Raw genomic sequence first — 26,046 nt, forward strand, 5'->3', positions numbered from 1 at the left:
TGGGCGGATGCTCGCCGATCAGCTCATCCGCTCAATCAATGCCCTCGACGACGCCGCGTTCCAAGCGGCACTGGACGAGCTCGGTTCGTCGTTGCCCCGACTGGGACCCGGGGAAGTGGCGAGCAATGCCGTCGTGCTGGCCGCTGAGCTCCATCGGCTGCCCATCGGCATCGGCTCCTACATCGCCCGCCTGCTCGGCGACATGTGCGACCGCGGTGCGGACCTCGCCGCGGTGGTGCCGGCGCTTGTGGACGGTGTGCTGCGTGTGCTCGGCACCGCGGAGCAGTTCAAGGTCTTGTGCGCGGATTCGGGAGTCGAGCTTCCGGACCGCGACGACGAAGCGGCCTTTGTGTCGACCGTGGAATCCTTGATCACCGCTGTGGGCGGTCGACTTGAGCCATGGGAGTGCGCGCAGCTCGTGGAGTCCTGGTTCGCTGGCGGTGATTGGGTGCAGCCGGTCCTGTTCCTCGCGCAGCGCGAAGATGTTCGAGGAATACTGCCACGGCGGGCAGAGCTCCTTGCCGCGGTCGAGGCTGTTGCCGAGGACCTGCCAACCGCGCACTGGTTGCGCGGCCTCCTGCTCGTCCTCGATGACGAACCCCTCATCGTTCTGCACCGCGCGACCTCGCAGGGCTGGCGCTGCACCATGAGCGGTATCGGTGACAACTTCCAGTTGCACACGTTGCTCGCCGGGCAGTTCGCCACCGCGGTCGGTGCCCCGCCGCCGACCGCGGCGGAACTCGCCGCCGCGAACACCGGGGAGTTGCAGCCGCAGGCGGGGATCACCGGCACCTTCAACCTCGTCGACGCGTTCGGTGCGTGGATCTGGAACGAAGGCCGGCCGGCGGACATCCCGCACTGCGACGGCACCCGCGTGATCGTTCTCGACCCTCCCCCGTACAGCGATCCTGGAACGCCGGCCGCATCTACCCCCTCATGGCACCCAGCCTGACCATGGACGAGCGCCTGTCCGCGGACGAGGCCGCGCAGTTGTTGTCCACGGTCAAACCGGCATCGTCCGCCCCGAGTCAGCGCTGACCCGCCGCTCGACATCGTCCGGCGACACCCGGTGAACCATCGGGACCTGGCTGGACAGCCTGTCCAGCAGTTCACCGAGTAGCGCGCGTTCTCCCGCGGTCAGCCCGGACGGGTCCTCGTCCACCAGGGCGCGCAGGGTGAGCGCCGCGCTCGCTCGACTCGATCCGGTCGCCTGGTCGCCGACCTGCAGCACGCCGGCGAGCGCCGACTCGCGAACGCGGGCAGACAGCCCGAAATCCGGTTCCGGCATGGTGATCAGGCTCAGCGTCACGCCGACGTTCGCCGCCAGGATCTGCATGGCGGCGTCCTCAGCCGGCACCGTGAGCAGGCCGAGCCGGGCGGCCTCGACACACCTGTCCCGTGCCGCCGCGTGCGCGGGCGCCGTGATGGCGCACGGTTTGCCCTGCTCGGCGCGCCCATAGAGCAGCCCGTAGAACGACGGGTGCTCCAGCCCGAACCGGACGTGCCTGTCCCAGCCCTCCCGCAGGTCCTCCAGCGGTGACCCGGAGCCCGAGGGTGTGACGTACTGCGTGAACCCGTGGTTCAACACCGCGTCGATCAGGCCCTGCTTGCTGCCGAAGTGGTGGTACAGCGTGGGCGCCTGCACCCCCGCGCGCTCGCAGACGGCTCTCGTGGACACCGTCCCGCCGCTGTCCATCAACTCCGCCGCCGCGAGCAGCAACCTGTCCTTTGCGTTCCGCATGACGCTATGGTACTCCATATAGCGCTACAGGATGCTCTATAGCGGAGGTTATCGATGAAGACGTGGTTCATCACGGGCGGCACTCCCGGTGGGTTTGGCATCGCTTACGCAGAGGCGGCGCTCAGGCAGGGCGATCGCGTCGCACTGACCGTGCGCCGGCCCGCTGAACTGCGGGAATGGGCGGACGGGCACGGCGACAGCGTGCTGATCCTCCCGCTTGACGTCACCGACAGTGAGCACGTGCGCAGCGCGGTGAAGACGGCCGAGGACCGGTTCGGCGGCATCGACGTGCTGGTCAACAACGCCGGACGCGGCTGGTACGGATCAGTCGAGGGAACGGTCCAGGAGACGGTGCGGCGGTCGTTCGACCTCAACTTCTTCGCGGTCGCGGACGTCATCCGCGCCGTGTTGCCGGGTATGCGCGAACGAGGTGGCGGTTGGATCGTCAACATGTCGTCGCTGGCAGGCCTGGTCGGGGTGACGGGTTTCGGCTACTACTCGGCGGCCAAGTTCGCGCTCGAAGGCCTGTCGGAGTCGTTGCGGCAGGAGGTGGAGCCGTTCGGCGTCAAGGTGCTCGTGGTGGAACCGGGCGCGTTCCGCACCAAGGCCTACGCCGGGTTCGCGACCGAACCCGTCACCGAGACGGTCGACGCTTACCACGACCTGATCGCCGGAATCCGCTCGTCCTTCGCGGAGCAGAACGGGACCCAGCCCGGCGACCCGGTGCGCGGAGTGCAGGCGGTCATCGCCGCGATGAACTCCGCTGAGCCGCCGCGCCGACTCGTGCTCGGCGGCGCCGCTCACGACGCCGCTGTCGCGATGCACGAATCCGCGCTCGCCGAGCTGCGTGCCCACGAGGGGCTGTCCAGTAGCGCGGACTTCCATCGATAGTCCGGTTATGGGGTCTGCCGGTCTGCAACGGGAACGCCGGCCGATCCGCCTGTGGCCCATGAGCTCTTCGCCGGCTTGCACCTCGGGACGGCAGACGAGAAGGCGCTCGCCGAGCCCGTCGCGGCCGGCTGGCGGTGCAGGCCGAGCGGGAGAAGAACGCCATCCTGCTACTGGGGTTCCTCGCCGCGTGGACGGCGAGCACTACGTGCCCGCCGTCCACGACGCAGGCGGCACGGCCTGCGTGGCCGGGATCCACACCAGGACCGCGCACGACTGGTTCTGTGGCAGCGGCTCGCTGCTGGTGAACATCGCTTACCCGGCGACCGCGGCGATCGCCACCCGGGTCGTGAGCCTGAGTTAAGTGAAGCGCGGGTTGTCCACCCTTGACAACCGCGACCCGGCACTAGGAGGGGAGCGTCACCGACTGCGCGTGCCGGAAGATGTTCTTCGGGTCCCACCTGGCCTTGACCTGTTGCAAGCGCGCGTAATTGCCCTTGTAGTACAGGCCGTGCCAGGGGACCTGGGAGGAGTTGTAGGCCGGGTTCGACAGGTCTGTGTCGGGGTAGTTCACGTAGCAGCCGTCCGTGCGGTCGTTGGGGACCGGGACGCCGCCGGTGCTGGCGTAGAGTTCGGCGTAGAAGGCGCGGACCCAGGCCAGGTTCTCGGCGTCTTCGCCGGGGGTGGACCAGAAACTCTGGCAGAGGGCCTGGTACGCCGAGTTCCGGTGTGGTGCGGCGGTCGCGGTGGGGTCGACGGCGTTGATGTTGCCGCCGTAGGGGAGCAGCAGGAGCATCGCGTTCGGGTTGTCGATGGTGGTGCTGGTGAGGTGCTTGTAGATGACCGCCAGATCGGCGTCGTTGAAGGCCTTGCGGTGGTAGGCGGACTTGTGGTCCGCGCGCAGGGTCGGGTTCGTCAGCATGGGGGAGTTGGTGGCCAGCAGTCGAACCGAGTGGAACCAAGGCAGGCGCTGGGCCGTGACCAGTTGCGGCATGGGGCCGTACTCACCCGCGCTCCCGCTCATCGGCTGGACCTGGGCCGACACACCGTCGCGCAGCTCGGTGACGAAGGTGGCCAGCAGTCGCTCCGCGTTCGCCACGTCGCCGTCGACCTGTGCGAACATGCCGACACTGCCGTTGGACCTGTGGTTCAGCGCGAGGGAGGCGGATAAAGCCACACCCGGCGAACCCGGCGCGCTGTTGCGCTCCTGCCACCCGGTGAAGTTCTTCACCAGTCTGGCGAACCTCGCCTGGGTCAGGTCCGCCCAGGCGAACGACACGCCGTTGAGCAGGACCGTCGATGGCGGCTTGGGCAGTGCGGTGGTCGGGTCCGTGCCGGTCGCGTTGGGCGAGCGCAGCCAGTAGCGGGTGATCACGCCGAAGTTCCCGCCGCCACCGCCGGTGTGCGCCCACCACAGGTCGTGGTTGGGGTCGTTGGGGTCGCGGGTCGCGACCACGGCGCGCGCCCTGCCCGCCTGGTCGACCACCACGACCTCGACGGCGTGCAGGTGGTCGACGGTGAGCCCGTGGCGCCGCGACAGCGGACCGTCGCCACCGCCGCAGATGTGTCCGCCCGCGCCAACGGAGTAGCACCGTCCACCCGGGAGGGTGACGCCCCAGCCCTTGTAGAGGGTGGCGTACAGGTTCAGCAGGCGGGCGCCGGGCTCGACGGCGAACGCCTTCATGTTCGGGTCGTACCAGACGGAGTCCATCTCGGACATGTCGATGACCACGCGCACGTCGGCGTTGCTGACGAAGTCCTCGTAGCAGTGCCCGCCGCTGCGCACGGCGACCCGCTTGCCCGTCTTGACCGCGGCCTGCACGGCGTCGACGACCTGCTGGGTCGACCCGACCATCTGGAAGCAGTCGGGGGAGCCCACCCAGCGCTGGTTGTTGCCGGTGATCAACTCGCCGTAGCGGGGATCGTCCGGTTCGACGGTGAACGGGCCGAAAACCTCGGCCGCGGTCAGCGGTGCAGTGGAGGTGGTCGCTTTCACGGAACCCGAGCCTAGCAACGGGAGCGCGGTCGCGCCAACGACCAAACCCGTTGTCGTGCCGAGGAACGACCGCCTGCCCCGTGCCGACGCGGTCTTGTCGCTTCTTTTGTCCATTGTGCTTTCCCCCATTGGAAGTCATGCCGAAAGCAGCGCCCGGATCAGGGCGGAACAAGATGTCGATTTCGTTGCGTGGACAAGCGACCGGGAGTGCGCTGCCCCCGCAGCGTCCCGCGCTCGTCACTGGCACCGGCGGGCCCCCGAACCGGCGCCGATGTGGTCGCGACACTAGCAGAGCGGCTACCCCCGTTCGAGTGACTTCGGGTGGTTGGGATCGCGTCGAGCGCACCCCAAACCGAGCATCACTTGGGCTATGATGGGGGTGTCAATGGGGTGGCTTCGAGGTGATCTCTCCGCGCAGGGCCGCAGGCGTGCCGGACGTTGTCGTTCGGCCCGCCGGTGTGCGCCACGGAGAAGTCGTCGCAAGAGAGGCAATCGACGATGTCCGGCACTTCTAGGGGGATATGTGCCACATAGCAACCAAAGCGTCCACGGGTCAGTGCAGGTCCGGTCGACGGCGCGAGTCAGCACAGACCAGGTGTTGATTTCCCGAGTCGGTCTGCACATCCCGCCCAGCCTCACCTACACCGGTTGGGAGCGCACCGGTGCGCAGTTGGCCCGCATCTTCGATTCCTCGGCCTGGTGCCTGGGGGACTGGCTGGTCTGCGGCCAGGAGAACTACGCGGACCGCTATGTCCGGGCCGTCGAAGCCGCCGGTCTCGACTACCAGACCCTGCGAAACTACGCCTGGGTCGCCCGCCGGTTCCCGCTGGAGCGGCGTCGGGAACTGCTGAGTTTTCAACACCACGCCGAGGTCGCCTCCCTGGTCCCGGGCGAACAGGACCGCTGGTTGGACCGCGCTGAGAAGGGGAGGTGGTCGCGCAACGAGCTGCGCCGTTGGCTGCGCGGCACCAGGTTGGACAAGAAGGCCGCCGCTGAGGCGACCTCGATGATCCCGAGGGTCGCCGTCGCCGCCGAACGGGTCGAGCGCTGGCGGGCCGCCGCGCAACGGGCAGACGACCAGTTGGAGAACTGGATGGTGCTGATCCTGGACCGGGCGGCCGAGGATGTACTGAGCACGGAATCGACGTGACGACGGCTCGGTCGCGCGGGATCTCCGCCGACCTCGATCACTGGCCGCCGTGCCGTCCCGCCGGCGGGGCGAGCGCGCCGAGTGGTCGTGGACCCATGAGGACTCCGGTCGCCCGGGGGCGGGTGGCCGCGAGACGAACCAGCACGACTAGTGCCGCGCAAGCGGTGGAGGGCATTGACGATGACGACGAAGACAACGCGCGTTGCTGTGGTGACCGGAGCGGGGAGGGGAATCGGCCTGGCGATCGTGCGCGCGCTGGTCGAGGACGGGTACACCGTCGTCGCGGGCAGCCGGACTGTCACCGCGGGGCTCAAGGAACTCTCGCCGGACGCGATCGAGGCCGACCTGGGCCACCCCGATGAACCGGCCCGCGTCGTGCGGCACGCGCTCGACCAGCACGGCGGCATCGACCTGCTGGTCAACAACGTCGCGGGCACCTCGACGCCGCCCGGTGGCTTCCTCCAGCTCGACGACGACGCCTTCCTGCACACCTTCAACGTGACGTTCATGTCGAACGTCCGCGCGACCCGCGCCGCGCTGCCCAGCCTGCTCGAACGCCGCGGCGCGGTCATCAACATCAGCTCCGTCAACGCGAAGCTGCCCCAGCCGCGCCTGGTCGCCCAGTCCGCCGTCAAGGCGGCGGTGTCGAACCTCGGCAAGGCGCTCGCCGAGGAGTTCGGCGGCCAGGGCCTGCGGGTCAACACCATCTCCCCCGGCCCGGTGTGGACCGACCTGTGGACCGCCCCCGGTGGACCGGGCGAGCAGATCGCCAAGCGGGCAGGCGCCACGCTGGACACCTTCAAGGACCGGCTGCCCGCCACCGTTGGCACCTCGACCGGCGAGTTCGCCCACCCGGAGGAGATCGCGGAGCTGGTGGTGTTCCTCGCCTCCGGCAAGGTGGCCAACATGAGCGGCGCCGACCTGGTGATCGACGGCGGGATGATGAAGACAGTCTGATCCGGAGACCGGACGCCGACAAGGCCCCTTTCGACTGTCGAGAGGGGCCTTGTCGGCATCCAGCCGCTCAGGCCTTGGTCGCCTCCGCGGGGTGGCGCGCGCTCACGAAAAGGGCGGACGCGATCAAGCCGATCAGCAGCACCAGCGCGGGCAGGTACATGGAGCGGCTGAGCGCGGTGCTCATGTCGTCCAGCAGCGCTTCCCGCTGATCAGGTGGCGGGATGACGGCCGTGGAGCCGCCCTCGCCGATCGGGCCCGCCTGCAGTCCCTGGGCCGCGATGAGTGCCGACAACAGCGCGCTGATGCCAGCCGAGCCGAGGGTGAAGCCCAACTGGCGGGTGGTCAGGAACACGCCGGAACCGGCCCCCGCCTGCTGGGGGGACAGGCTCCGGATGGCGTTGGCCGCGAGCGGCGCCCAGACGAAGGCGTTCGCCACACCGGCGACGGCGCCGATGACCACGAGCAGCGCGATGGACGAGTCCGGCGTCATGGACCACGCGAAGCCGAACAAGGTCGCGGAGAACAGGGCGAATCCGGTGGTCGGGATGACCCGCGGCGGCAGCCGGTCGGCGATCTTGCCGATGAACGGCGCCAGCACGCCGGTCAGCGTCGCCATCGGTGCGAACACCATCGCCGATTCCGTTGGTGACATGCCCCGCACCTGTTGCAGGTAGAAGTAGGCGACTACGAACAGGCCGTTCACCGCGGCCGCCATCGAGGTCACCGCCACGTTGGACAGCGTGAAGTTTCGGTCCTTGAACAGGCTCAGCGGCACCAGCGGCTCCCGCGTGTTGCGGGACTGGTTGAGCACGAACAGGGCCAGCACGGCCACACCGCCGAGGATCAGCGCCCAGATCACAACGTCCCAGTCCCGCGCGTTGCCCTCCTGGATGCCGAACACCAGCAGGAACATGCCAGCAGCGGACAGTGCCATTCCGGCGACGTCGAACTTGTGCTCCCTGGTCTCCAACGCCGGCACGAGCCAGGCCGCCAGCACGAACGCGACGACACCGACGGGCACGTTCACGTAGAAGATCCACTGCCAGCCCTGCCAGTCCACCAGCACGCCGCCCAGGATCGGGCCGACCAGCGCCGCCAGCCCGGCCGCGCCGCCCCACAGGCCCATCGCCGCGCCGCGCTTGTCCGGCGGGAATGTGCGGGTGATCACGGCCATGGTCTGCGGTGTCATCAGCGCCGCGCCGAGCCCCTGCGCCACCCGCGCCGCGATCAGCATCTCGATGCTGGTGGACGCCCCGCACCACAGCGAGGCGCCGGTGAACACCACCAGGCCGACCAGGTAGACGGTTTTGGGGCCGAAGCGGTCGCCGAGCCTGCCGGTGATCAGCAGCGGCACGGCGTAGGCCAGCAAGTAGGCGCTCGTGGCCCAGATGGCCTGCGAGAGGTCGGCGTCGAGGTCCGCCATGATCGCCGGGTTGGCCACCGCGACGATGCTCATGTCCAGCAGGAGCATGAAGAAGCCGACGATGACCGCGTAGAGCGCGGGCCACGGGTTGGCTTGTGTTGGCATTGCTTGCGTTCTCCTGTCTGAGGAGTGGGCGGTCCACCGCTGCGCAGCGGGCACCACGCCCCCCCCGAGTCCACCACCTCGGCCGCACTGCGACCAGGGTAGGTGCAGTGTGGTCGGTCGTTGACCCGGAGCGGGCTGTCCGGCGTTGCATCGGGTGTGCGGCCGCGGGTTCGTTGTCAAAGCATTTATCTGGAGTATTTGTCCCGCCGGCGAGACAGGCGGGTCGTAGGACCTTTTCAGATGTGCGGTGTTCTGATAGATTTCACCATCGAATCCCGCCGCACGAATGTGGCCGAATCTGTTCGGGTCTTGCGGAGTTCAGTATTTGACTTCCGCCGCTCATGTTAAGCGGTGTGCGATGGTCGAACGCGTCAGGTCGGATATGGAGGCCTGGGCGGACCTGGCTCATATGGGGGAGTTTCTGGTGCAGGGTGATCTTTTAGTGCTATCGGCCGAATCGGCACCGCAACAGCCGGAATGGCCCGATCGCCGGCACGTGCGAGTGGTGCGCGAGGTGCTCGCCGGTCGACCGCCCCTGGTCCGCGCGGACGAGGTCCACGCGTTGCGCTCGCAGGTGGCCAGGGCCGCGGCGGGCGAGCTGCTGGTCGTGCAGGCTGGCGATTGCGCCGAGGACCCGGCCGAGTGCGTGCCGGGTCACCTGTGCCGCAAGATCGCCCTGCTGGACGTGCTGGCCGGTGTGTTGAACACGACCACTGGCAAGCCCGTGCTGCGGGTGGGTCGGATCGCGGGCCAGTTCGGCAAGCCGCGGTCCAGGGCGACCGAGCGCGTCGACGGCCTCGACCTGCCCGTCTACCGGGGTCACATGGTGAACAGCCCGGAACCGGACCCCCTGCTGCGCCTGCCGGACCCGGAGCGGCTGCTCGCGGGCCACGACGCGGCGAGCGCGGCCGCGGGCTACCTGCGGCTGCGCAACAGCGAGCGGCTGCCGTCGGCGCAGTCGTGGGTCTGGACCAGCCACGAAGCGCTGCTGCTGGACTACGAGCTGCCGATGCTGCGGCAGACCGATGAGGGCGGGCGGCTGCTCGCGTCGACGCACTGGCCGTGGATCGGCAACCGCACCAACCAGGTCGACGGCGCCCACACTGCCCTACTGGCGACGGTCAGCAACCCGGTCTCCTGCAAGGTCGGGCCGACCATGACGCCGCAGGAGCTGGTCGCGCTCTGCGAACGCCTCGACCCGTTCCGCGCACCCGGCAGGCTTACCCTCATCTCCCGGATGGGCGCCGCGGTCGTGGCCGAGCGGCTGCCGCCGCTGGTGGCCGCGGTCCGCGAGGCGGGCCACCCGGTCGGCTGGCTCGTCGACCCCATGCACGGCAACACCGTGAGTGGTCCGCACGGGCTGAAGACGCGGTTCGTGGACACCGTGGTCCAGGAGGTCGTCGAGTTCCAGCGCGCGGTGGCAGTGGGGCGCGGGGTAGCTGTCGGGCTGCACCTGGAGACCACGCCGGACGACGTGACGGAATGCGTCGCGAATGCTTCGGCGATCGACCGAGTCGGCGACAAGTTCACCAGTTTGTGTGATCCGAGGCTCAATCCGGAACAAGCCGTGGAAGTGGTTTCATCCTGGCGCTAGCAGTCGATGATGAAGCCCTTTTCCTCTTATCGTGTCAGCAGAATCGAGGTCGCTGGAATGAGCAGTGCGGAATGGGTGCGATACGTCGAGACGACGATCGAGGTGGCGGGGGACCCGCTCGACCTGTCGGCGCGATTGGCCGAGGCGGGCCCGCACGGCGAATTCGTCGTCTACGAGAAGGACGGGCACTGGTCCTACGCGGGCGGTGTGCTCGCCGACATCACCCTCGACCGGGACGGGGCCCGGCTCGGCGGCGTGCGGACCGCTCGCCTGCCCTGGAGCGACCAGCCGTTGCGCCAGGTGCGCGACCTGCTCGCGATGGTGCCAGTCCGGGGCTGGCGCGCGTACGGCACCGCGGCGTTCGAGTTGTCCTACGCCAAGCACGGCGATCGCGCCCACGTTGACGACCAACCCCTGCTGCACCTCGTGGTGCCCCAGAGCGAGGTGCGCATCAGTTCCGGCCGGGCGCACGTGCGCTCCACCAACCCGGACACCCTGACCGCGCTCGTCGGCCTGCTCACCAGCCCGGTCGAGGACCGCCCGCGGGACGCGGTCGCGCTCGACGTCCGGCAGGTCGGTCGGGACGAGTACCGCGCCACGGTCGCCGCCGCGGTCCGAGACATCGCCGACGCGCGGTTGCAGAAGGTGATCCTGTCCAGGATCGTGCGGGTCGACGGCGAGATCGACCTGACTGGCACCTACGTGCTCGGTCGCCGCGAGAACAATCCGGCGCGGTCCTTCCTGCTGCGGCTGGGCGGCTTGGAGGCCGCCGGGTTCAGCCCCGAGATCGTCGTCAGCGTGACCGAGGACGGTGCGGTGGTCAGCCAGCCGCTCGCGGGCACCAGGGCGCTCACCGCGGACGCGGCGACCAACAGCCGCCTGCGCGGGGAACTGCTCTCGGACGAGAAGGAGATCTACGAGCACGCGATCTCGGTGAAGGTCGGCAACGACGAGTTGCTCACCGTGTGCGAGCCGGACTCCGTGGGTGTGCACAACCTGATGACGCTGGAGGAGCGCGGCAGCGTCCAGCACATCGCCTCCAGGGTGACCGGCACGCTCTCCGCCGGGCACGACGCCTGGGACGCCTTCGCCGCGGTCTTCCCCGCCGTGACCGCCTCCGGGGTGTCGAAGGAGGCCGCGTACGAGGCGATCCGCGGCTACGAGACCGAGCGCCGCGGCCTCTACAGCGGCGCCGTGCTGACCGTGGACGAGTCCGGGGCGATGGACGCGGCGCTGGTGCTTCGGACCGTGTACCGGCAGCACGGGCGGACCTGGCTGCGCGCGGGCGCGGGCATCGTCGGCCAGTCCCAGCCCGACCGGGAGTTCGAGGAGACCTGCGAGAAGCTCGACAGCGTCGCCCGCTTCCTCGTCGCCGCCGTGGTCAAGGCGGAGGTGCACGCGTGAGGGTCGTCGACGTCCACCTCTCCGGGATCGGCAGCGTCGTGCCGGACCTGGTGAGCACCGAGCACGCGGTGGCGCAGGGCTGGTACGACGAGTCGGCCCGCGCGGCCTCGGGCATCCTGTCGGTCGCGGTGGCCGGCTCGACCCCCGCACCGGACATGGCGGTCGACGCCGCGAACCTCGCGATCCGGCGCGGCGGCCACGCCGCCGACGACTTCGGCGTCCTGCTGCACAGCCACGCCCACCACCAAGGCCCGGACGCCTGGTCGCCCGCGCACTACATCCTGAACAACACCCTGGACCGCCCGATCCCGGCGATCGAGGTCAAGCAGGGCTGCCTCGGCGGGCTGGCCGCGCTCGAACTCGCCGCGACCCGACTGCTGGCCAACCCCAGCCACCCAGCCGCGCTGGTCACCGCCGCGGACAACTTCTCCATCCCGCTGGTCGACCGCTGGCGGACGTCCTCGGCTTTCGTGCTCGCCGACTCCGCCGCCGCGGTGACCGTGTCCCGCACCGGCGGGTTCGCCCGGCTGCTGGCGATCGGCTCGGTCTCCGACGCCAGGATGGAGGCGCTCGACCGGGGCCGCGACCCGCTGTTCCCACCCGGGGTGACCGTGGGGCAGCCGCTGGATTTCGACCAGCGTCGAGAGCACATGCGCGAGCGGTGGGCGCAGGGTGTCACCCCGCCCATCGGCTACTTCGGCGACAAGATCACCGCCGTCACCGAGTCGGTGCTCGAGGAAGCGGGCCTGACCTTCGACCAGGTCACCAGGGTGGCGCACCCCGGCTTCGGCTGGGATTCGCTGGAGACGATGTTCCTCGACCCGCTGCTGATCGACGCCGAGCGCGGGGTCTGGGACTACATCAGGCGGATCGGGCACGCCGGGGTGACCGAGGTGTTCCTCGGGCTCGAGCACCTGTGGACCTCCGGTCAGGTCGGACCAGGCGACCACGTGCTCCTGGTGTCATCCGGGGCGGGCGCGTCCATGGGCGCCGCTGTCGTCGAGGTGCTCACCGCCCATCAGCCAGGGACGGAGGTCTGACATGGTCGAGGGAAGCACGCCCTGGCCCGCCGATGTGGCGCAGCGGTACCGCCGAGCGGGGCTGTGGCGGGGCGAGCCGCTCGGCGCCCTGCTGCGGGCGGCGACCGCCGAACACGGCCAGGCCACCGCGCTGGTGCACGGCGACCGCCGGATCAGCTACACCGAGCTCGACCGCTGGGCGGACCGGATGGCCGCGGGCTTCGCCCGGTACGGCATCGCCCCCGGCGACCGGGTCGTGGTGCAGCTGCCCAACGTGCCGGAGTTCGTCGCGGTCTGCTTCGCCCTTTTCCGGCTCGGTGCCAAGCCGGTGTTCGCGCTGCCCGCGCACCGCTCGCAGGAGATCGGGCACCTCTGCCGGATCACCGGCGCGGTGGCGTACGTGCTGCCCGGTGTGCACCGCGGGTTCGACCACCGGGTGCTGGCCAAGCAGGTCCGCTCCGGCGCGCCCGCGCTGCGGCTGCTGTTCAGCCTCAGCGGCCAGGGCGGCGACGTCATCGACTTGTCCGCTGTTGACGATGCGCCCCGCGACTTCACTGGGCAGGACCCGTCGGACGCGGCGTTCTTTCTGCTCTCCGGTGGGACGACGGCCCTGCCGAAGGTCATCCCACGCACCCACGACGACTACGCCTACCAGGTCCGCGCCACCGCCGAGGTGCTGAGCATGTCCACATCGGACGTTTATCTCGCGGTCCTGCCACTGGAGTTCAACTTCACCTGGGGCTGCCCCGGGGTGGTCGGCACGCTGGCCTCCGGCGGTACGGTCGTGCTCGCCGACGACCCGACCGCCGACGACTGCTTCGCCCTGATCGCGGCCGAGCGCGTCACCGTGACCTCCGTGGTGCCGAGCATCGCCCAGATGTGGCTGGAGGCGGCGAGTTGGTCCGAGGCTGATCTGTCGAGCCTGCGGGTCGTGCAGATCGGCGGCGCCAAGCTCCAGCGGTCGGTCGCCGAGCGGATCACCCCGGTTCTCGGCTGCCAGCTCCAGCAGGTCTTCGGCATGGCGGAGGGACTGCTCACGCTCACCAGGCCCGGCGACGGGCACGAGGCGGTCGTGGCGACCCAAGGCAGTCCGCTGTCGGAAGCGGACGAGATCCGGATCGTCGGCCCGGACGACCGCGACGTCGCCCCGGGCGAGGTGGGCGAGCTGCTCACCCGCGGCCCCTACACGCTGCGGGGCTACTACCGCGCGCCCGAGCACAACGCGATCGCGTTCACCGACGACGGGTTCTACCGCAGCGGCGACCTCGCCCGGCTGACCGCCGACGGCGACCTGGTCATCGAGGGCCGGATCAAGGACGTGGTGATCCGGGGCGGCGACAAGATCTCCGCGGCTGAGGTGGAAGGGCACCTGCTCGGCCACCCGGGAGTGCTGCGCGCGGCGGTGGTCGGCGTGCCGGATGACTTCCTCGGGGAGCGGACCTGCGCCTACCTCGTGGCGGCAGGCGAACGTCCGACGCTGCACGACCTCAAGAGCGCGCTGCGCGACCGCGGGCTGGCCGACTACAAGCTCCCCGACCGCGTCGAGTTCCTCGACGAGCTCCCGGTCACCCCGCTGGGGAAGGTCGACAAGAAGGCGCTGGTGCTCCTCGCCGACCGACCACGCACACCGGTAGCGAACCAGAAAGGCTGACATGGAAACCAATTCCCGGTCGACCGCGCAACCACCCGGCGAACAGGAGTTGCGCGAACTCCTGGCGCCGCTGGTCGACGCACGGCCAGAGGACATCCCCGGTGACGCCAACCTGATCCTGCTGGGGATGAGCTCGATCGACATGATGCGGCTGGTCGGCCGCTGGCGCCGGGCGAAGCTGCCGGTCGTGTTCGAGGAGTTGGCGTCAGCGCCCACGCTCAACGGCTGGCTCGCACACCTCGAAGGGCTGCGCCCGTGAGCGCCCACGCGGTGGTCGCCGACCTCGACCAGGCGTCCGTCGTGCACGGCGTGCACGGGGCGGACGGCGCCTCCGAGTGGAAGGCGTTCGCCCGCCGACACGACCTGTTCGGGGCCTGGGAGGCCGTCGAGTGGGCCGCGCTGCCGCCGGGTGGGATCAGCGGCGAGCACGTGCACACCCGGACCGAGGAGCTGTACTTCATCATCTCCGGCACCGGCGTCATGCTCCTCGACGGCCGCGAGCACCCGGTGCGCGCGGGCGACCTGATCGTGAACGGCATCGGCACCAGGCACGGCCTCGTGAACGTGGGCGACGACCGGTTGACCTGGCTCGTCATCGAAGTGGTCGGACCGCTGATGGCGGCTGTCTACTCCGAACACCAGAAGCTGACCGAGAGTGGGGGACGACGATGAGCAACGCCGTGGTGATCAACCTTCGCGAGGTGCGGGAGATCGACGCGCGCGTGTTCCTGAGCGGGCCGCTCGGCCGGGTCCGGCTGCCGCAGCTCGAGCCGGGCCAGCGGGAGGAGTTGGTCGCCGATGACCAGGAGCACACCTTGTTCGTCGTGCGCGGCAACGGGACCGCGACGACCGGGGCGACGGCCGTCCCGCTGCGCGCCGGTGTCTCGCTGACCCTGCCGCTGGGCAGCAGCGTCGCGGTCGAGGCCGGCGACGAGGGCCTGGAGCTGTTCATCGCCAGCCTGGTCACACCGCAGGCCGCCGAGGTGTCCCGGTGATCGTCACCAACGCGAGCGGGCTGAGCCGGACGCAGGACGGCAACGCCTGGCGCTGCCTGGCCCGTCGCGGCATGCTGCACAGCGAGTGCGAGTCCGTCGACTACCTCCGGCTGCCGCCGGGCGGCGCGCGCGACGTGCGCGGCAGCGACGGTGTCGACGCGGTCTGGTTCGTGCTCGCGGGCGAGGGGGAGTTCGACGGCGGGGCTGGGGCCCCCGTCCTGCTGCGCCCCGGCGACCTGCTCCTCTGGTCCGGGGGATCGGGCGGGACGGTGCGCAACCACCGCACCGACCACCTCGAACTGCTCGCCCTGGCGGTGCTGCCCACGGCGGTGACCGACCGGCTCCCCGCACGCGTCCCGCTGATCCCCGCGCCCGTGACCGGAGCCGACCATGGCTGACCGGCTGGTCGTCACAACCCTGGACGAGCTGTCCGAGGTCTACGAGATGCACGGTGGCGAGAAGGTGGCCAGGTGGAAGTGCCTCGCCCGGCGCAACAACCTGTTCGGGCCGTGGGAGGCGGTGGAGTGCTCGTTCCTGCCCCCGGGCGGGGCCAGCGGCGTGCACCTGCACAGCCGGACCGAGCAGTTCGACTACGTGGTGTCCGGCTCCGGCGTGATGACGATCAACGGCGTCGACCACCCGATCACCGCGGGAGACCTGCTCACCACCTGCCTCGGCACCAGGCACGGCATCCGCAACGCCGGTGACACCGACCTGGTCTGGCTGGTCATCGAGGTGTCCGGCCCGGGGATGGCGCCGGGCGTGCCCGCACGCGACACCAGCGGCGACCGCGCCGAGGTGATCAAGCTCGGCGCGGTCCGCGACGTCGACGCGCTGGGCTACCTGTCCGGGCCGCTGCGCCGGGCCCGACTGCTCCAGCTCGACCAGGGGCAGACCGAGACCTTGGCGGCGGACGAGCAGGAGCACGTGCTCTTCACGCTCAGCGGCACGGGGTCCGCGGCGTCGGCGTCCACCACCGTGCCGCTGTCCTACGGGGTGTCGGTCGGGGTGCCGTTCCTTGGTTCCACCACGATCGAGGGCGGGCCTGGCGGCCTGGAGTCCTTCGTCGTCAGCCTGGCCGTCCCGGGAGGTGCGCGGTGATCGTCTCCAACGCCGGTGACGGGCTCACCCGGACCGTGGACGGCAGCGCCGGGGACGCGGTCTGGCGGTGCCTCGGGCGCCGCGGGATGTTGTTCAGCGAATGCGAGTCCTTCGACTTCGTCCGACTCGCACCGGGGGCCGTCCTCGACGAGCGCGGCCGCGACGACATCGAGGAAGCCTGGTTCGTGCTCCGCGGCGGCGCCACGTTCGTCCGGGACGGCCACGACCCCCTGCTCGTCGGCGAGGGCGAGCTGGTCCTCGGCTCGCACGCGGCGGGCGGCCGGTGGCACAACGCGGGCGACTCCCCGGTGGAGATGTTGTTCCTCGCGCTGATGCCCGCCTCGGTCAGCAGCCGGTTGCCGACGCGCACGCCGTCGGACTGAGGGGGGAGGAGAACCGCATGAGTCACCAGCGCATCGAGGTGGACGTCCTCGTCGTGGGGTCGGGGCCGGTGGGCGCGACCTTCGCGCGCACGCTCGTCGAGGGCGGTCGCAGTGTCCTGGTGGTCGACGCCGGGCCGCAACTGTCCCGCCGTCCGGGCGAGCACCTGAAGAACCACTTCTCCTACCAGCACAGCCACGAGCGCTTCGGCGCCCTGGTCCGCGGGCACCTGCACCCGGTGTCGAGCCCCGGAGGCGGCGCGGACGAGCGCGACCGGCTGATCAGCCTGGACGCGGGTGTCGCCACGTACGCGGTGGGCGGGATGGCCACCCACTGGACCGGCGTGACACCGCGGCACCACCCGACCGTCGAGCTGTCCGACGCCATCGCGGCCACCGAGTGGGACCAGCTCTACGACGACGCCGAGGCGCTGCTCGGCACCGGGACCGACCTGACCGCGCACGCCGTCTCGCACCAGGTCGTGCTGGACGCGCTCACAGCCGAGTACCCGGAGCTGCCCGAGGGGCACGGGGTGCGGCACCTGCCGATGGCGGCGCGGCGGCGCACCGACAACCCCCGGCTCGTGCGGTGGACCGGCGCCGACACCATCCTCGGCCCGCTCGCCGACGGCGACCGCGACGGGTTCGAGCTGCGCGAGCAGCACCTGTGCCGCAGGCTCGTGCCGTCGGCGGACGGCTCGCGGATCGAGTACGCCGAGGTCGAGGACCACCTCACCTGGCGGACGCTGCGCGTCGTGGCGGACACCTACGTCGTCGCCTGCGGGGCCGTGCTCACCCCGCAACTGCTGCACGCCTCCGGTGTCCGCCCGCCCGCGCTCGGCCGCTACCTCACCGAACAGCCGGTCGCCTTCTGCCAGATCGTGCTCTCCGACGAGCTGGTCGACAGCGTCGCGGCCGACGAGCGCTTCGCCGAGCAGGTGGCCGCCCACCGGGCGGCCCACCCCGGCGACCCGCTGCCCATCCCGCTAGACGACGCCGACCCCAACGTGTGGATCCCGGTGTCGGCAGACCGCCCGTGGCACTGCCAGATCCACCGCGACCTGCCCTACGCCGACATGGCGCCGAACCGGGGGGTCGACACTCGGCTGGTGGTCGACCTGCGCTGGTTCGGGCTCGTCGACCCGAGGCCGGGGAACCGGGTCCTGTTCTCCGACACCGAGCAGGACGGCTTCGGCCTGCCGCGGCCTGCCTTCGAGTTCTCGCTCAGCGAGCAGGACCGCGAACGGCAGCACCGGATGATGGCGGACCTGCGGCGGGCCGCGTCCGCGCTCGGGTCGTACCTGCCTGGGGCCGAGCCGCGGTTCATCGTCCCCACCCTCCCGCTGCACATCGCGGGCACCGCCCGGATGGGCACCGACGCCGACACCAGCGTGGTCGACCCCGGATCGAGGGTCTGGGGCGTGGACAACCTCTACCTCGGCGGCAACGGCCTCATCCCGACCCCGAACGCGAGCAACCCGACGCTCACCAGCGTCGCGATGGCTCTGCGGGCGGCACGCGGGATTCTCGGCACCCAACACCCACTCACGGCAGGAAGGCGCGCAGATGAGCGGCCCGGGCTACTTGTTCCTCGGCGATGAAGAGAAGGCGCTGGTCACCCGTGCGCTGGACACCTGGCAGCTCAACCGGTACCGATTCGACGAGACCGCCGAGCCGTCCATGGTGTTCACCCTCGAGCGCGAGTTCGAGCAGCGCACGGGCGCGGCCCACTGCCTGGCGGTGAACAGCTGCACCTCCGCGCTGCTCACCGCGCTGGCGGCCCTGGGCGTCGGCCCGGGGGACGAGGTCATCGTCCCCGGCTACACGTTCATCGCCTCCATCGCCGCCATCGTGCACCGGGGCGCGGTCCCGGTGCTGGCCGAGATCGACGAGTCGCTGACCCTCGACCCCGAGGACGTGGCGCGCCGGATCACCCCGGCGACCAAGGCCATCCTCGCCGTGCACATGCTGGGAGCGCCTGCCGCGCTCGACGAGCTGCGCCGCGTCGCCGACGACCACGGCCTGTTCCTGGTCGAGGACGCCGCCCAGGCCACGGGAGGGCGGTACCGGGGCCGCGCCCTGGGCTCCATCGGCGACGCGGGCGCGTTCTCGCTCAACCTGTTCAAGATCATCACCAGCGGCGACGGCGGGCTGCTGACGCTCGCCGACGACACCGCCTACGAGCGCGCCTTCGCCTTCCACGACCACGGTTTCAAGCCGCTGCGGCACGGCATCGCCGACGCCGACTCGCTGTTCGGGCTGAACCTGCGGATGCACGAGCTCACCGGCGCCGTCGCGCTCGGCCAGCTACGCAAGATCGATAGAATCCTGGCGAGGCTGCGCGAGCAGAAGACCGCACTGGCCGAGGCGATCGGCGAGCTGCCCGGCGTCGAGCGAAGGCGGATCAACGACCCGGACGGCGAGTGCCACTCCTTCTTCGTCCTGCGGTTCGCCACCGCAGGCGCGGCGCGGGCGGTGGCCGCCAAGTTGGGCACCTCCACGCTCATCGACTCAGGACGCCACTACTACGGGAACATGCCCCAGCTGACCAGCAGGCGCATGCCCACCGCGGCCGAGCACCCCTTCGGGTGCCCGGCACACCCCACCGCGCAGCGGTACGAGCCGCACATGCTGCCCCGCACCGACGACATCCTCGGCCGGTCGGTGGCGTTGTCGGTCGGGGTGGTCGACGCCTACCTCGGTGCCGGAGTCGGCATCACCCCGCTCTCGACGCCCGAGGAGATCGCGGCCGTTGCCGCGGCAGTACAGACAGCCGTCAACGAAGTGGTCGGGAGGCCATGACCATGCACCGCACAGAACCGGGCCTGGTGGAGACGGGCTCCCCGGCCCACCACTGGCGTGTCCAGGCCCACCTGCCGGTCGACTACCAGGTCGAGATGACCAGCGGCGTCCTCGACCCGTCCAACCTGGCGCTGCTCGAAGCGGGCGCCACCGTCCGCGCCGACCGGCTACGCCGCTTCGTCGTGGTCGACGCCACCGTCTACGACCTCTACGGCGACAACCTGCGCAAGTACCTGGACCACCACAACGTCGAGTACAGCATCTGCGTCCTGCCCGCCTCCGAGGAGGCCAAGACCATGGAGTCGGTGTTCACGGTGGTGAACCGGCTCGACGCGTTCGGCATCTCCCGCAGGCACGAGCCCGTCATCGCCATCGGCGGCGGCATCGTGCTGGACATCGTGGGCCTGGTCAGCAGCCTCTACCGCCGCAGCACCCCGTACGTCCGCGTCCCCACCTCGCTGGTCGGCCTCGTCGACGCCGGAGTCGGCATCAAGACCGGCGTGAACCACGGCTTCCACAAGAACCGCCTGGGTTCATACTTCGCCCCCGCCGTGGTGCTGCTGGACCGCGACTTCCTGGCCACTCTGGACGACCGCCACGTCAGCAACGGCTTGGCGGAGATCCTCAAGATCGCGCTGATCAAGGACGCGAGGCTGTTCCAACTCCTGGAAGACCACGCCGACCTGCTGCTGGCCGAACGGCTCACCGGCCAGACCCAGACCGGCGACGCCGTCGCGGGGGAGGTGTTCAGCCGAGCAGTCGGCGGCATGCTGGAGGAGTTGCAACCGAACCTCTGGGAAAAGCAACTGGAGCGCGTAGTCGACTACGGCCACTCCTTCAGCCCCACCCTGGAGATGCGCGCCCTCCCAGCCCTGCTGCACGGCGAGGCCGTGACCATCGACATGGCGTTGACCACAGTCCTGGCGGAAGCACGCGGCCTGGTGTCCGCGCGGGACCGCCAACGGATCTTCCACCTGATGACCAAACTCCGCCTCCCCACCTGGCACCCGCTTCTGGAAGCCGACCTCCTGGATCACGCCCTGCAAGAGACCGTCCGCCACCGAGACGGTCTACAACGCATGCCCATCCCGCTCGGCATCGGCGCCGCCTGCTTCCTCAACGACCTCACCGCCACCGAACTCGCCAACGCGGCCCAGACCCTGCGCGACCTGCACCACCCGTCCGTCGCCGCGGTCGCCACCGACTCCCGACCGGACCCCGTCGCATGACCCCCCAGCGAGGCATCCCGGGCGCGACCGCGGTCCACCACGTCGCCTACACCGTCCCAGACCTCAACCAGGCGATCGACTTCTTCGTCCAGGTCATCGGCGCCGACCTCGTCTACACCGAGGGCCCCATCAGGGACGACGACGGCGACTGGATGACCCGCAAACTAGCCGTCCACGCCAAGGCCACCGCCCGAGTGGCCATGCTCCGCCTGGGCCCGGTCACCAACCTGGAACTGTTCGAATACACATCCCCAGACCAGCGAACCCACCTCCCCCGCAACAGCGACTGGGGCGGCCACCACCTCGCCATCCACGTCACCGACGTCGACGAAGCCGCGGCCTACCTCAGATCCCAACCAGGCGTCCGACTCCTGGGTGACCCGGAAACCATCACCGAGGGCCCCATCGCCGGAGACCGCTGGCTCTACTTCCTCACCCCCTGGGGCATGCAACTGGAACTCATCAACCTCCCCCCAGGGGCCCCCTTCGAACAACGAACCACCGCCCGCCTGTACCACCCCACCACTCCCTGGTCCAACCAAGGAACCCCATGACCCCCCAACCGCCCCCATTCCACATCCCCGCAGGCCAAGGCCCCACGACCTGGTTCGACGGCAACGTCTACACCACCAAGGCAAGCACCGAATCCACCAACGGGGCCATCTCCATCCTGGAATCCTCAATCCTCCCAGGAAGCGGCCCGCCCCTCCACGTCCACACCCGAGAAGACGAAGCCTTCTACATCCTGTCAGGCCAACTGACCTTCACCATCGCCGACAACGAGTACGCCGCCAAGGCCGGGGACTTCCTCTTCGTCCCCCGAGGCACCCCGCACCGCTTCGAGAACGCCACCACCCACGTGGCCCACACCATCTTCATCTACACCCCTGCGGGCTTCGAGAAGTTCTTCCAAGAAGCAGGAGACTCCGCCGTTCCAGGTCTCCCGATCCCGAAGTGGGGCCACGCGGAGTTCCATCGAGCGGCGGAGATCGCCACTCGCTACGGCTGGGAGGGCCCCAGGACAGAGCAGGAGGCCGGCCGGTAGGCAACCGAGGCGGTTGTCGCCCGCTACTTCACCCTCGACGGCACCGACCACCTCACCCACGCCGAACAGAACGCCGCCATCGGATCAAGCGCCACCGCGACCAGCGCGGGTTGATGTAGGTCAAGGCAGGTTCTTCTCCAAGGCGGTCACATACGCCTTCATGAAGTGGTCGCGCATCCCGTCACTGGCGGGGGCGAACGGGTCGGCGACCAGCCCCTTGCCGCGGTCGAGCAGGTTGGACACCACCGGCATGGACTCGCGGACCCGGCCGGAGGAGTCGATGTAGCGCAGGGCCGCGACGTGGTGGAACACCGGCTCCGGCGGGACCTGGGCGACGATGTCGTTGTTGTTGACCACTCGGAACGTGCGTCCGGACAGGGCCTTGTCGTAGGCCCTGGCCAGGGTGCGGTCGCAGGTGCGTGGCTGTCCGAAGGTGTAGACGCCCTGGGCCGAGAGCCGGGGGTCCTCGAAGTGCAGCCAGGCCGCGGCCAGCATCGCCAGGCCCCCACCGAGGCTGTGCCCGGTGAACCACACCGTCTGCTCGGCGTCGCGCAGTTCCTCGATGGCCGCGCGCACGGACGGCATCACCGCCCGCAGCGCCTCGGCGAATCCGTAGTGGACCAGGCCGGTGTCCGCAGGGCCGGGCCACGGCGGGGTTGTCGTATCCGAGAGCCAGTCCCGCAACTGGACCGGCTCGGTGCCGCGGAACGCGGTCACGACCATCGTCGGGCTGGCCATGGTGTAGGCCTGGGTGTCGCTGAGCGCGAACGGCGGGGAGAACGTCGAGTGGTGGTGGCGCACCCGGTCGAAGCCCCACTCGGCGCCGGCGGACTCGATCCGTTCCCGGTCCTGGTAGGCCAGTTCGGCCGCCTTTGCCATGCAGTACGCCTGACGGGCGTCGTATCCGATGGCTTGGTGGTTCAACGTCGGCGCAGACATCGTCCATCCTCACGAAGACATGGCGGCCACGGCTGCCGCCCGCACTCCATGCCTACCTGCGCCACGGCCCGCCCCACCAGGACGCACCCGGTCCGTCACCCCGCCGAGGCGCGTTTCCACTCGTCCTCGCCATGCCCATCCTGACCACGGTGACCGCATCAGCCAGCCCCGTCGGCGAAGGTCCCTGCCCCGGAGTGCAAGCGGCAGGCGTTATCAGTGCACGACGATGCCCGTGCGCTGTTCGGACATATCCGGCATCCACCTGCCCTGTAGGAGCTGCCCAGCACCTACAACGCCGCGTGCGAGCTCGCCTACGCCAACGGCATCGCCCTGACCGCCATCGGCAGGGACAGCTCTCGGCCGGGACGGCGCCGACCGCGACAACTCCATCGCCACCACGGGTGCGGCCCCGGAGAGCGTCGGCTGCGGCCGCGACGCCACCGACTGCGTGATTGGAAGGCACGTCACCCCAGACGACCGCCTGACCGAGGTCCGCTACGGGCGGCAGACGACCATGGCGAAGTTCCGCTGCCGATGCGCCACGACTCGGCACGACGGAGAAGAGACTTTCACGCTCACCTCGTACCGTAGCGGAGCTGGTGACGCGGCGGGCCGCCGATGTCGATGTATACCCGCGCGGAGCAGGCGCCGTCCTCATCGGCCCCGAGCCTGCGGTGATCACCGGCTGTCCGGGGGATACCTGCGTGCGGTTCCCTCAGTCACCAGCGCAGGAAGGCGAACCCGGTGCCGTCAGGGCGTTCGCCGTCGTGGACCACCAGCAGGTTCAGCCGCCCGGTCACGATCGCCGCGCCGTCGGAGTGCTCGACGCCCTCGACGCGGAAGTCGCGTAGGGCGTGGAAGGCTCCTGTGCGTTGGTACAGCACGAATCGCGAGTCGCCCTGGCTCGAGGCGATGAGCTTGTCGCCGGTGATGGTGAGTCCCTCGGCGTCGGCTTCCAGCCAGCGTCCGCCGAAGCCGGGGTTCGGGCCGGCGGCGACGCACTCATCGGTCTGCGGGTCGTAGGTCTGCGGTGCGCCGAACGTGCGCACCTTGTCCAGCAGTTCGGGTTCGCCGAAACCGCTGGCGCGCAACGGGATGCGCCAGATTCCGACGTCCTCCTGCGCGGCGTACAGCAGGCCCGCGCGGGAGTCGATGACCATGCCCTCCACCTGCGGGTCGTCGCCGGGGTCGTCGCACGGGGACCACGTCGTCCCGTCAGGGAGGGTGAAGCGGCTCGGCAGGTCCAGGGTCGCCGCCACGCGCGTGTCGACGGTGCGGCCCTTGACCACGTGCAGCAGCGCGATGCGGGTCTCGCTGCGCCTGCTGGTGACCACGACGTCGCGGCCCCCGATGGTGCCCGCCGCCAGGCCGTAGGCGGTGTGCTGGTCGTCCACCTCGGCTTCCGAGGCGGAGAACACCGGGCGGGTGCCGGGGGAGGTCACGTCCCGGACGCCCGCGGCGGACACCCGGTAGGCCCGGATGCGGTCTCGGCCGCGGTCGCTGACGAACGCCAGGTCACCGAGCACGTCGACGTTGTTGAACCGCCCCGGCTTCGCCTCCGGCGTCGGCGCGGCAGGCGCCGGGACGACGGCGAGTGTGCGGCCCCGCAGGTCGAACGCCGCGAGGCCGCCCTCCTTCAGCGTGCCGAGGACGACGCTGCGCTCCACCCCCGCGGGGTTGACCCAGATCGCCGGGTCGTCGGCGTCGGCGGGCTCGGCGAAGGTCTGGGTCACGGAGGTCGGCGTGAGCACCGGGGGCGTGCCGGGCACCCCGGTCAGCAGCAGTGGGATCACAGCGAGCGCGAGTGCGGCCATGATCGGAACCTACGAGGTCTCGGTATACGCGGGATGAACGCGGCACGCGCCCCGAGCCGACCACCCGGTGTCGCTGGTGGGCGGGCGCGCCGCCTGTCTCAGCGGAGGTGGCGCGCGGCGACCTCGAGGAACGCGTCGTTGGCCGCCGGGGTGCCGATGCTGACCCGGGCGCCCTCGCCGGGGAAGGCCTTCACCGTCAGCGCCGCCGCGGCGCAGGCCTCGGCGAACCCCGCGGTGCGCGGACCGAGGTCGAGCCAGACGAAGTTGGCCTGGCTGGGGGGAATGGTCCAGCCCTGGTCGGTGAGCGCGGTGTGGACGCGGTCGCGCTCGGCGGTGATCGCCTCCACCCGGGCGGTCAGCGCCGGGCCTGCGTCCAGGGAGGCGATGGCCGCCTCCTGGGCCAGGTCGGTGACCCTGAACGGAACAGCGGCGGCACGGGTGGCCGCGGCCACCGGCTGGTGCGCGACCAGGTAGCCGACGCGCAGGCCCGCGAGGCCGTACGCCTTGGAGAAGGTGCGCAGCACGCAGACGTTCGGGCGGTCGCGGTACAGCTCGACACCGTCGACCGGGTCCTCGGCGCGGACGAACTCGAGGTAGGCCTCGTCGAGGACGACGACCACCGTCCGCGGCACGCGGTCGAGGAAGCGCACCAGGGCGGCGCGGGTGACCACGGTGCCGGTGGGGTTGTTCGGGTTGCAGACGAACACGACCCTGGTCCGCTCGGTGACCGCCGCCGCCAGCGCGTCGAGGTCGTGGGCCTGCTCGGCGTCGAGCGGGACCGGGATCGGCGTCGCGTGGGCGAGCTCGGTGACCTCGGGGTAGGCCTCGAACGAGCGCCAGGCGTGCACGACCTCGTCGCCGGGGCCCGCCAGCGCCCGCACGAGCTGTTGGGCCACACCCACCGAGCCCGCGCCCACCACCAGGTGCGCGGGGTCCACCGCGAGCCGGTCGGCGAGGGCGGAGACCAGCCGCGCGCACGTCGGGTCCGGGTACTGGTTCAGCGAGCTCGCCGCGGCCACGACCCGGTCGAGCACGCCGGGCAGCGGCGGGAAGGGGTTCTCGTTGCCCGCGAGCCGGTGGGGGGTCGCGATCAGGTCGGTCACTGCGCTCCTCGGGGCCGGGGGCGGGGCGTCACTGGGTGCCGGTGAACACGGCCACACCGGCCAGGGCGATCAGCACGCCGCCGCCGACGTAGCGCTGGGCCTGCAGGAAGCCCCTGCTGCGCTGGGCGCGGCTGCGCAGCAGCAGGCTGAGCGCGGCCCACGCGCCGTTGGTCAGCACGCCGACCACGACGAAGACCAGGCCGAGCACCAGCGTGGTCGACCAGACCGGCGCCTGGTCGCTGTTGACGAACGCGGGCAGGAACGCGAGGAAGAACAGCGTGCTCTTGGGGTTGAGCGCGTTCACGACCAACCCGTCGAGGAAGATCCGCCCCCCGGAGGCCTGCGCCACCTGCCCCTGCTCGGACTCGAGGGGCATGATCGGCGTCATCAGCCTGCGGACGCCCAACCACACCAGGTAGGCCGCGCCCGCGTACTTGACCACCTCGAAGGCCACCTCGTTGGCCGCCACCAGCGCCGACAGGCCGACCGTGGCGGCCAGGACCTGCACGGTGTCGCCCGCCGCGAGGCCCAGCGTGGACATGGCGCCGCCACGGGCGCCCAGGTCGAGCGTGCGGCTGCTGACGTAGAGCACCGAGGGCCCCGGGACCAGCAGCAGCACCAGTGACGCGGCCAGGAAGACCCAGATCGTCGTCAGGTCGGGCATCCGTCGTGCTCCTCAGACTGTGCGGCAGGCCCCACCCGCCGCGGGG

At 70.5% G+C, this 26,046-nt stretch carries 27 protein-coding genes; 20 read left to right on the forward strand and 7 right to left on the reverse strand.

Annotated elements, in window-relative coordinates; all coding sequences use genetic code 11:
- The first annotated feature begins 7 nt into the window (after positions 1 to 7).
- On the forward strand, positions 8 to 952 hold the full coding sequence (locus GCL84_RS12390) for a hypothetical protein (protein ID WP_156755595.1): 945 nt from the start codon (positions 8 to 10) through the stop codon (positions 950 to 952).
- 51 nt (positions 953 to 1,003) lie between these two features.
- On the opposite strand, the gene GCL84_RS12395 is transcribed toward GCL84_RS12390, so the two are convergent.
- Positions 1,004 to 1,720, reverse strand: coding sequence for a TetR/AcrR family transcriptional regulator (locus tag GCL84_RS12395; RefSeq protein WP_235926175.1), 717 nt, complete (start codon positions 1,718 to 1,720; stop codon positions 1,004 to 1,006).
- 75 nt (positions 1,721 to 1,795) lie between these two features.
- Between GCL84_RS12395 and GCL84_RS12400 the strand changes: the two genes are divergently transcribed.
- Both GCL84_RS12400 and GCL84_RS12405 read left to right on the forward strand, forming a co-directional pair.
- On the forward strand, positions 1,796 to 2,632 hold the full coding sequence (locus GCL84_RS12400; protein WP_156755597.1) for an SDR family NAD(P)-dependent oxidoreductase: 837 nt from the start codon (positions 1,796 to 1,798) through the stop codon (positions 2,630 to 2,632).
- Between the two features lie 187 nt (positions 2,633 to 2,819).
- On the forward strand, positions 2,820 to 2,993 hold the full coding sequence (locus tag GCL84_RS12405) for a hypothetical protein (protein WP_156755598.1): 174 nt from the start codon (positions 2,820 to 2,822) through the stop codon (positions 2,991 to 2,993).
- 42 nt (positions 2,994 to 3,035) lie between these two features.
- Here the strand turns inward: GCL84_RS12405 and GCL84_RS12410 are convergent, their stop codons facing one another.
- Positions 3,036 to 4,625, reverse strand: a complete 1,590-nt coding sequence (locus GCL84_RS12410) for an FAD-binding oxidoreductase (protein WP_268891345.1) — start codon at positions 4,623 to 4,625, stop codon at positions 3,036 to 3,038.
- 595 nt (positions 4,626 to 5,220) lie between these two features.
- Here GCL84_RS12410 and GCL84_RS12415 point away from each other — a divergent pair.
- Both GCL84_RS12415 and GCL84_RS12420 read left to right on the forward strand, forming a co-directional pair.
- Entirely contained in the window at positions 5,221 to 5,775 is a 555-nt protein-coding gene (locus tag GCL84_RS12415) for an LmbU family transcriptional regulator (RefSeq protein ID WP_328618768.1), read from the forward strand.
- Positions 5,776 to 5,955: 180 nt separating this feature from the next.
- Positions 5,956 to 6,732, forward strand: coding sequence for an SDR family NAD(P)-dependent oxidoreductase (locus tag GCL84_RS12420; protein ID WP_235926178.1), 777 nt, complete (start codon positions 5,956 to 5,958; stop codon positions 6,730 to 6,732).
- Positions 6,733 to 6,799: 67 nt separating this feature from the next.
- On the opposite strand, the gene GCL84_RS12425 is transcribed toward GCL84_RS12420, so the two are convergent.
- Positions 6,800 to 8,260, reverse strand: coding sequence for a DHA2 family efflux MFS transporter permease subunit (locus GCL84_RS12425; protein WP_156755599.1), 1,461 nt, complete (start codon positions 8,258 to 8,260; stop codon positions 6,800 to 6,802).
- A 358-nt stretch (positions 8,261 to 8,618) separates the two neighbouring features.
- Here GCL84_RS12425 and GCL84_RS12430 point away from each other — a divergent pair, with 358 nt between their 5' ends.
- From GCL84_RS12430 to GCL84_RS12500, 15 genes are read left to right on the forward strand one after another with little or no spacing between them, the layout of a single operon-like run.
- Positions 8,619 to 9,854, forward strand: a complete 1,236-nt coding sequence (locus tag GCL84_RS12430; RefSeq protein ID WP_235926180.1) for a 3-deoxy-7-phosphoheptulonate synthase — start codon at positions 8,619 to 8,621, stop codon at positions 9,852 to 9,854.
- A gap of 57 nt (positions 9,855 to 9,911) precedes the next feature.
- Positions 9,912 to 11,258, forward strand: a complete 1,347-nt coding sequence (locus GCL84_RS12435) for a salicylate synthase (protein ID WP_156755600.1) — start codon at positions 9,912 to 9,914, stop codon at positions 11,256 to 11,258.
- Positions 11,255 to 12,298 carry a ketoacyl-ACP synthase III family protein gene (locus GCL84_RS12440; protein WP_156755601.1) on the forward strand — a complete coding sequence of 348 codons (1,044 nt, stop codon included), beginning with the start codon at positions 11,255 to 11,257 and terminating at the stop codon, positions 12,296 to 12,298. Before GCL84_RS12435 ends, GCL84_RS12440 begins: the two co-directional genes overlap by 4 nt.
- A gap of 1 nt (position 12,299) precedes the next feature.
- Complete coding sequence (locus tag GCL84_RS12445) at positions 12,300 to 13,928, forward strand: (2,3-dihydroxybenzoyl)adenylate synthase (protein ID WP_156755602.1); 1,629 nt, start codon at positions 12,300 to 12,302, stop codon at positions 13,926 to 13,928.
- A gap of 1 nt (position 13,929) precedes the next feature.
- Positions 13,930 to 14,187 carry a phosphopantetheine-binding protein gene (locus GCL84_RS12450; protein ID WP_156755603.1) on the forward strand — a complete coding sequence of 86 codons (258 nt, stop codon included), beginning with the start codon at positions 13,930 to 13,932 and terminating at the stop codon, positions 14,185 to 14,187.
- A complete protein-coding gene (locus tag GCL84_RS12455; protein ID WP_197523198.1) occupies positions 14,184 to 14,600 on the forward strand; it encodes a cupin domain-containing protein in 417 nt (138 codons plus the stop codon). Before GCL84_RS12450 ends, GCL84_RS12455 begins: the two co-directional genes overlap by 4 nt.
- Positions 14,597 to 14,923 carry a hypothetical protein gene (locus GCL84_RS12460; protein ID WP_156755605.1) on the forward strand — a complete coding sequence of 109 codons (327 nt, stop codon included), beginning with the start codon at positions 14,597 to 14,599 and terminating at the stop codon, positions 14,921 to 14,923. Before GCL84_RS12455 ends, GCL84_RS12460 begins: the two co-directional genes overlap by 4 nt.
- The gene (locus GCL84_RS12465; RefSeq protein WP_156755606.1) at positions 14,920 to 15,321 is read left to right on the forward strand and encodes a cupin domain-containing protein; all 402 of its coding nucleotides are present in this window, start codon (positions 14,920 to 14,922) and stop codon (positions 15,319 to 15,321) included. Before GCL84_RS12460 ends, GCL84_RS12465 begins: the two co-directional genes overlap by 4 nt.
- Entirely contained in the window at positions 15,314 to 16,024 is a 711-nt protein-coding gene (locus GCL84_RS12470; RefSeq protein ID WP_156755607.1) for a cupin domain-containing protein, read from the forward strand. Before GCL84_RS12465 ends, GCL84_RS12470 begins: the two co-directional genes overlap by 8 nt.
- Positions 16,021 to 16,407, forward strand: coding sequence for a cupin domain-containing protein (locus GCL84_RS12475; RefSeq protein ID WP_156755608.1), 387 nt, complete (start codon positions 16,021 to 16,023; stop codon positions 16,405 to 16,407). The genes GCL84_RS12470 and GCL84_RS12475 overlap by 4 nt, the downstream gene beginning before the upstream one ends.
- 17 nt (positions 16,408 to 16,424) lie before the next feature.
- Entirely contained in the window at positions 16,425 to 18,005 is a 1,581-nt protein-coding gene (locus GCL84_RS12480; RefSeq protein ID WP_156755609.1) for a GMC oxidoreductase, read from the forward strand.
- Entirely contained in the window at positions 17,971 to 19,206 is a 1,236-nt protein-coding gene (locus GCL84_RS12485; protein ID WP_156755610.1) for a DegT/DnrJ/EryC1/StrS family aminotransferase, read from the forward strand. Before GCL84_RS12480 ends, GCL84_RS12485 begins: the two co-directional genes overlap by 35 nt.
- 2 nt (positions 19,207 to 19,208) lie before the next feature.
- On the forward strand, positions 19,209 to 20,435 hold the full coding sequence (locus GCL84_RS12490; protein ID WP_156755611.1) for a sedoheptulose 7-phosphate cyclase: 1,227 nt from the start codon (positions 19,209 to 19,211) through the stop codon (positions 20,433 to 20,435).
- Entirely contained in the window at positions 20,432 to 20,989 is a 558-nt protein-coding gene (locus tag GCL84_RS12495) for a VOC family protein (protein ID WP_156755612.1), read from the forward strand. Before GCL84_RS12490 ends, GCL84_RS12495 begins: the two co-directional genes overlap by 4 nt.
- Positions 20,986 to 21,480: a quercetin 2,3-dioxygenase gene (locus GCL84_RS12500; RefSeq protein ID WP_156755613.1), complete on the forward strand. Its 495-nt coding sequence runs from the start codon at positions 20,986 to 20,988 to the stop codon at positions 21,478 to 21,480. Before GCL84_RS12495 ends, GCL84_RS12500 begins: the two co-directional genes overlap by 4 nt.
- A 120-nt stretch (positions 21,481 to 21,600) precedes the next feature.
- On the opposite strand, the gene GCL84_RS12505 is transcribed toward GCL84_RS12500, so the two are convergent.
- The 4 genes from GCL84_RS12505 to GCL84_RS12520 all read right to left on the reverse strand — a co-directional run bounded on the left by GCL84_RS12505 (position 21,601) and on the right by GCL84_RS12520 (position 26,000).
- Positions 21,601 to 22,419 carry a lipase family protein gene (locus GCL84_RS12505; RefSeq protein ID WP_156755614.1) on the reverse strand — a complete coding sequence of 273 codons (819 nt, stop codon included), beginning with the start codon at positions 22,417 to 22,419 and terminating at the stop codon, positions 21,601 to 21,603.
- A 719-nt stretch (positions 22,420 to 23,138) separates the two neighbouring features.
- Positions 23,139 to 24,233, reverse strand: a complete 1,095-nt coding sequence (locus GCL84_RS12510; RefSeq protein ID WP_156755615.1) for a phytase — start codon at positions 24,231 to 24,233, stop codon at positions 23,139 to 23,141.
- A gap of 98 nt (positions 24,234 to 24,331) precedes the next feature.
- On the reverse strand, positions 24,332 to 25,336 hold the full coding sequence (locus tag GCL84_RS12515) for a histidinol-phosphate transaminase (RefSeq protein ID WP_235926182.1): 1,005 nt from the start codon (positions 25,334 to 25,336) through the stop codon (positions 24,332 to 24,334).
- A gap of 28 nt (positions 25,337 to 25,364) precedes the next feature.
- Entirely contained in the window at positions 25,365 to 26,000 is a 636-nt protein-coding gene (locus GCL84_RS12520) for a LysE family translocator (protein WP_156755617.1), read from the reverse strand.
- Positions 26,001 to 26,046: the final 46 nt, after the last annotated feature.

It is taken from the genome of Actinokineospora pegani (assembly GCF_009745975.1).
GTDB classification, from domain to species: domain Bacteria; phylum Actinomycetota; class Actinomycetes; order Mycobacteriales; family Pseudonocardiaceae; genus Actinokineospora; species Actinokineospora pegani.

Bases quoted from the DNA above. Each gene is read 5' to 3' on its own strand.
- GCL84_RS12460 (WP_156755605.1), top strand. From the start codon at position 14,597: ATGAGCAACGCCGTGGTGATCAACCTTCGCGAGGTGCGGGAGATCGAC.
- GCL84_RS12400 (WP_156755597.1), top strand. From the start codon at position 1,796: ATGAAGACGTGGTTCATCACGGGCGGCACTCCCGGTGGGTTTGGCATC.
- GCL84_RS12435 (WP_156755600.1), top strand. From the start codon at position 9,912: ATGAGCAGTGCGGAATGGGTGCGATACGTCGAGACGACGATCGAGGTG.
- GCL84_RS12430 (WP_235926180.1), top strand. From the start codon at position 8,619: ATGGTCGAACGCGTCAGGTCGGATATGGAGGCCTGGGCGGACCTGGCT.
- GCL84_RS12445 (WP_156755602.1), top strand. From the start codon at position 12,300: ATGGTCGAGGGAAGCACGCCCTGGCCCGCCGATGTGGCGCAGCGGTAC.
- GCL84_RS12480 (WP_156755609.1), top strand. From the start codon at position 16,425: ATGAGTCACCAGCGCATCGAGGTGGACGTCCTCGTCGTGGGGTCGGGG.
- GCL84_RS12510 (WP_156755615.1), bottom strand. From the start codon at position 24,233: ATGGCCGCACTCGCGCTCGCTGTGATCCCACTGCTGCTGACCGGGGTG.
- GCL84_RS12505 (WP_156755614.1), bottom strand. From the start codon at position 22,419: ATGTCTGCGCCGACGTTGAACCACCAAGCCATCGGATACGACGCCCGT.
- GCL84_RS12470 (WP_156755607.1), top strand. From the start codon at position 15,314: ATGGCTGACCGGCTGGTCGTCACAACCCTGGACGAGCTGTCCGAGGTC.
- GCL84_RS12425 (WP_156755599.1), bottom strand. From the start codon at position 8,260: ATGCCAACACAAGCCAACCCGTGGCCCGCGCTCTACGCGGTCATCGTC.
- GCL84_RS12485 (WP_156755610.1), top strand. From the start codon at position 17,971: ATGAGCGGCCCGGGCTACTTGTTCCTCGGCGATGAAGAGAAGGCGCTG.
- GCL84_RS12490 (WP_156755611.1), top strand. From the start codon at position 19,209: ATGCACCGCACAGAACCGGGCCTGGTGGAGACGGGCTCCCCGGCCCAC.
- GCL84_RS12500 (WP_156755613.1), top strand. From the start codon at position 20,986: ATGACCCCCCAACCGCCCCCATTCCACATCCCCGCAGGCCAAGGCCCC.
- GCL84_RS12390 (WP_156755595.1), top strand. From the start codon at position 8: ATGCTCGCCGATCAGCTCATCCGCTCAATCAATGCCCTCGACGACGCC.
- GCL84_RS12420 (WP_235926178.1), top strand. From the start codon at position 5,956: ATGACGACGAAGACAACGCGCGTTGCTGTGGTGACCGGAGCGGGGAGG.
- GCL84_RS12450 (WP_156755603.1), top strand. From the start codon at position 13,930: ATGGAAACCAATTCCCGGTCGACCGCGCAACCACCCGGCGAACAGGAG.
- GCL84_RS12495 (WP_156755612.1), top strand. From the start codon at position 20,432: ATGACCCCCCAGCGAGGCATCCCGGGCGCGACCGCGGTCCACCACGTC.
- GCL84_RS12520 (WP_156755617.1), bottom strand. From the start codon at position 26,000: ATGCCCGACCTGACGACGATCTGGGTCTTCCTGGCCGCGTCACTGGTG.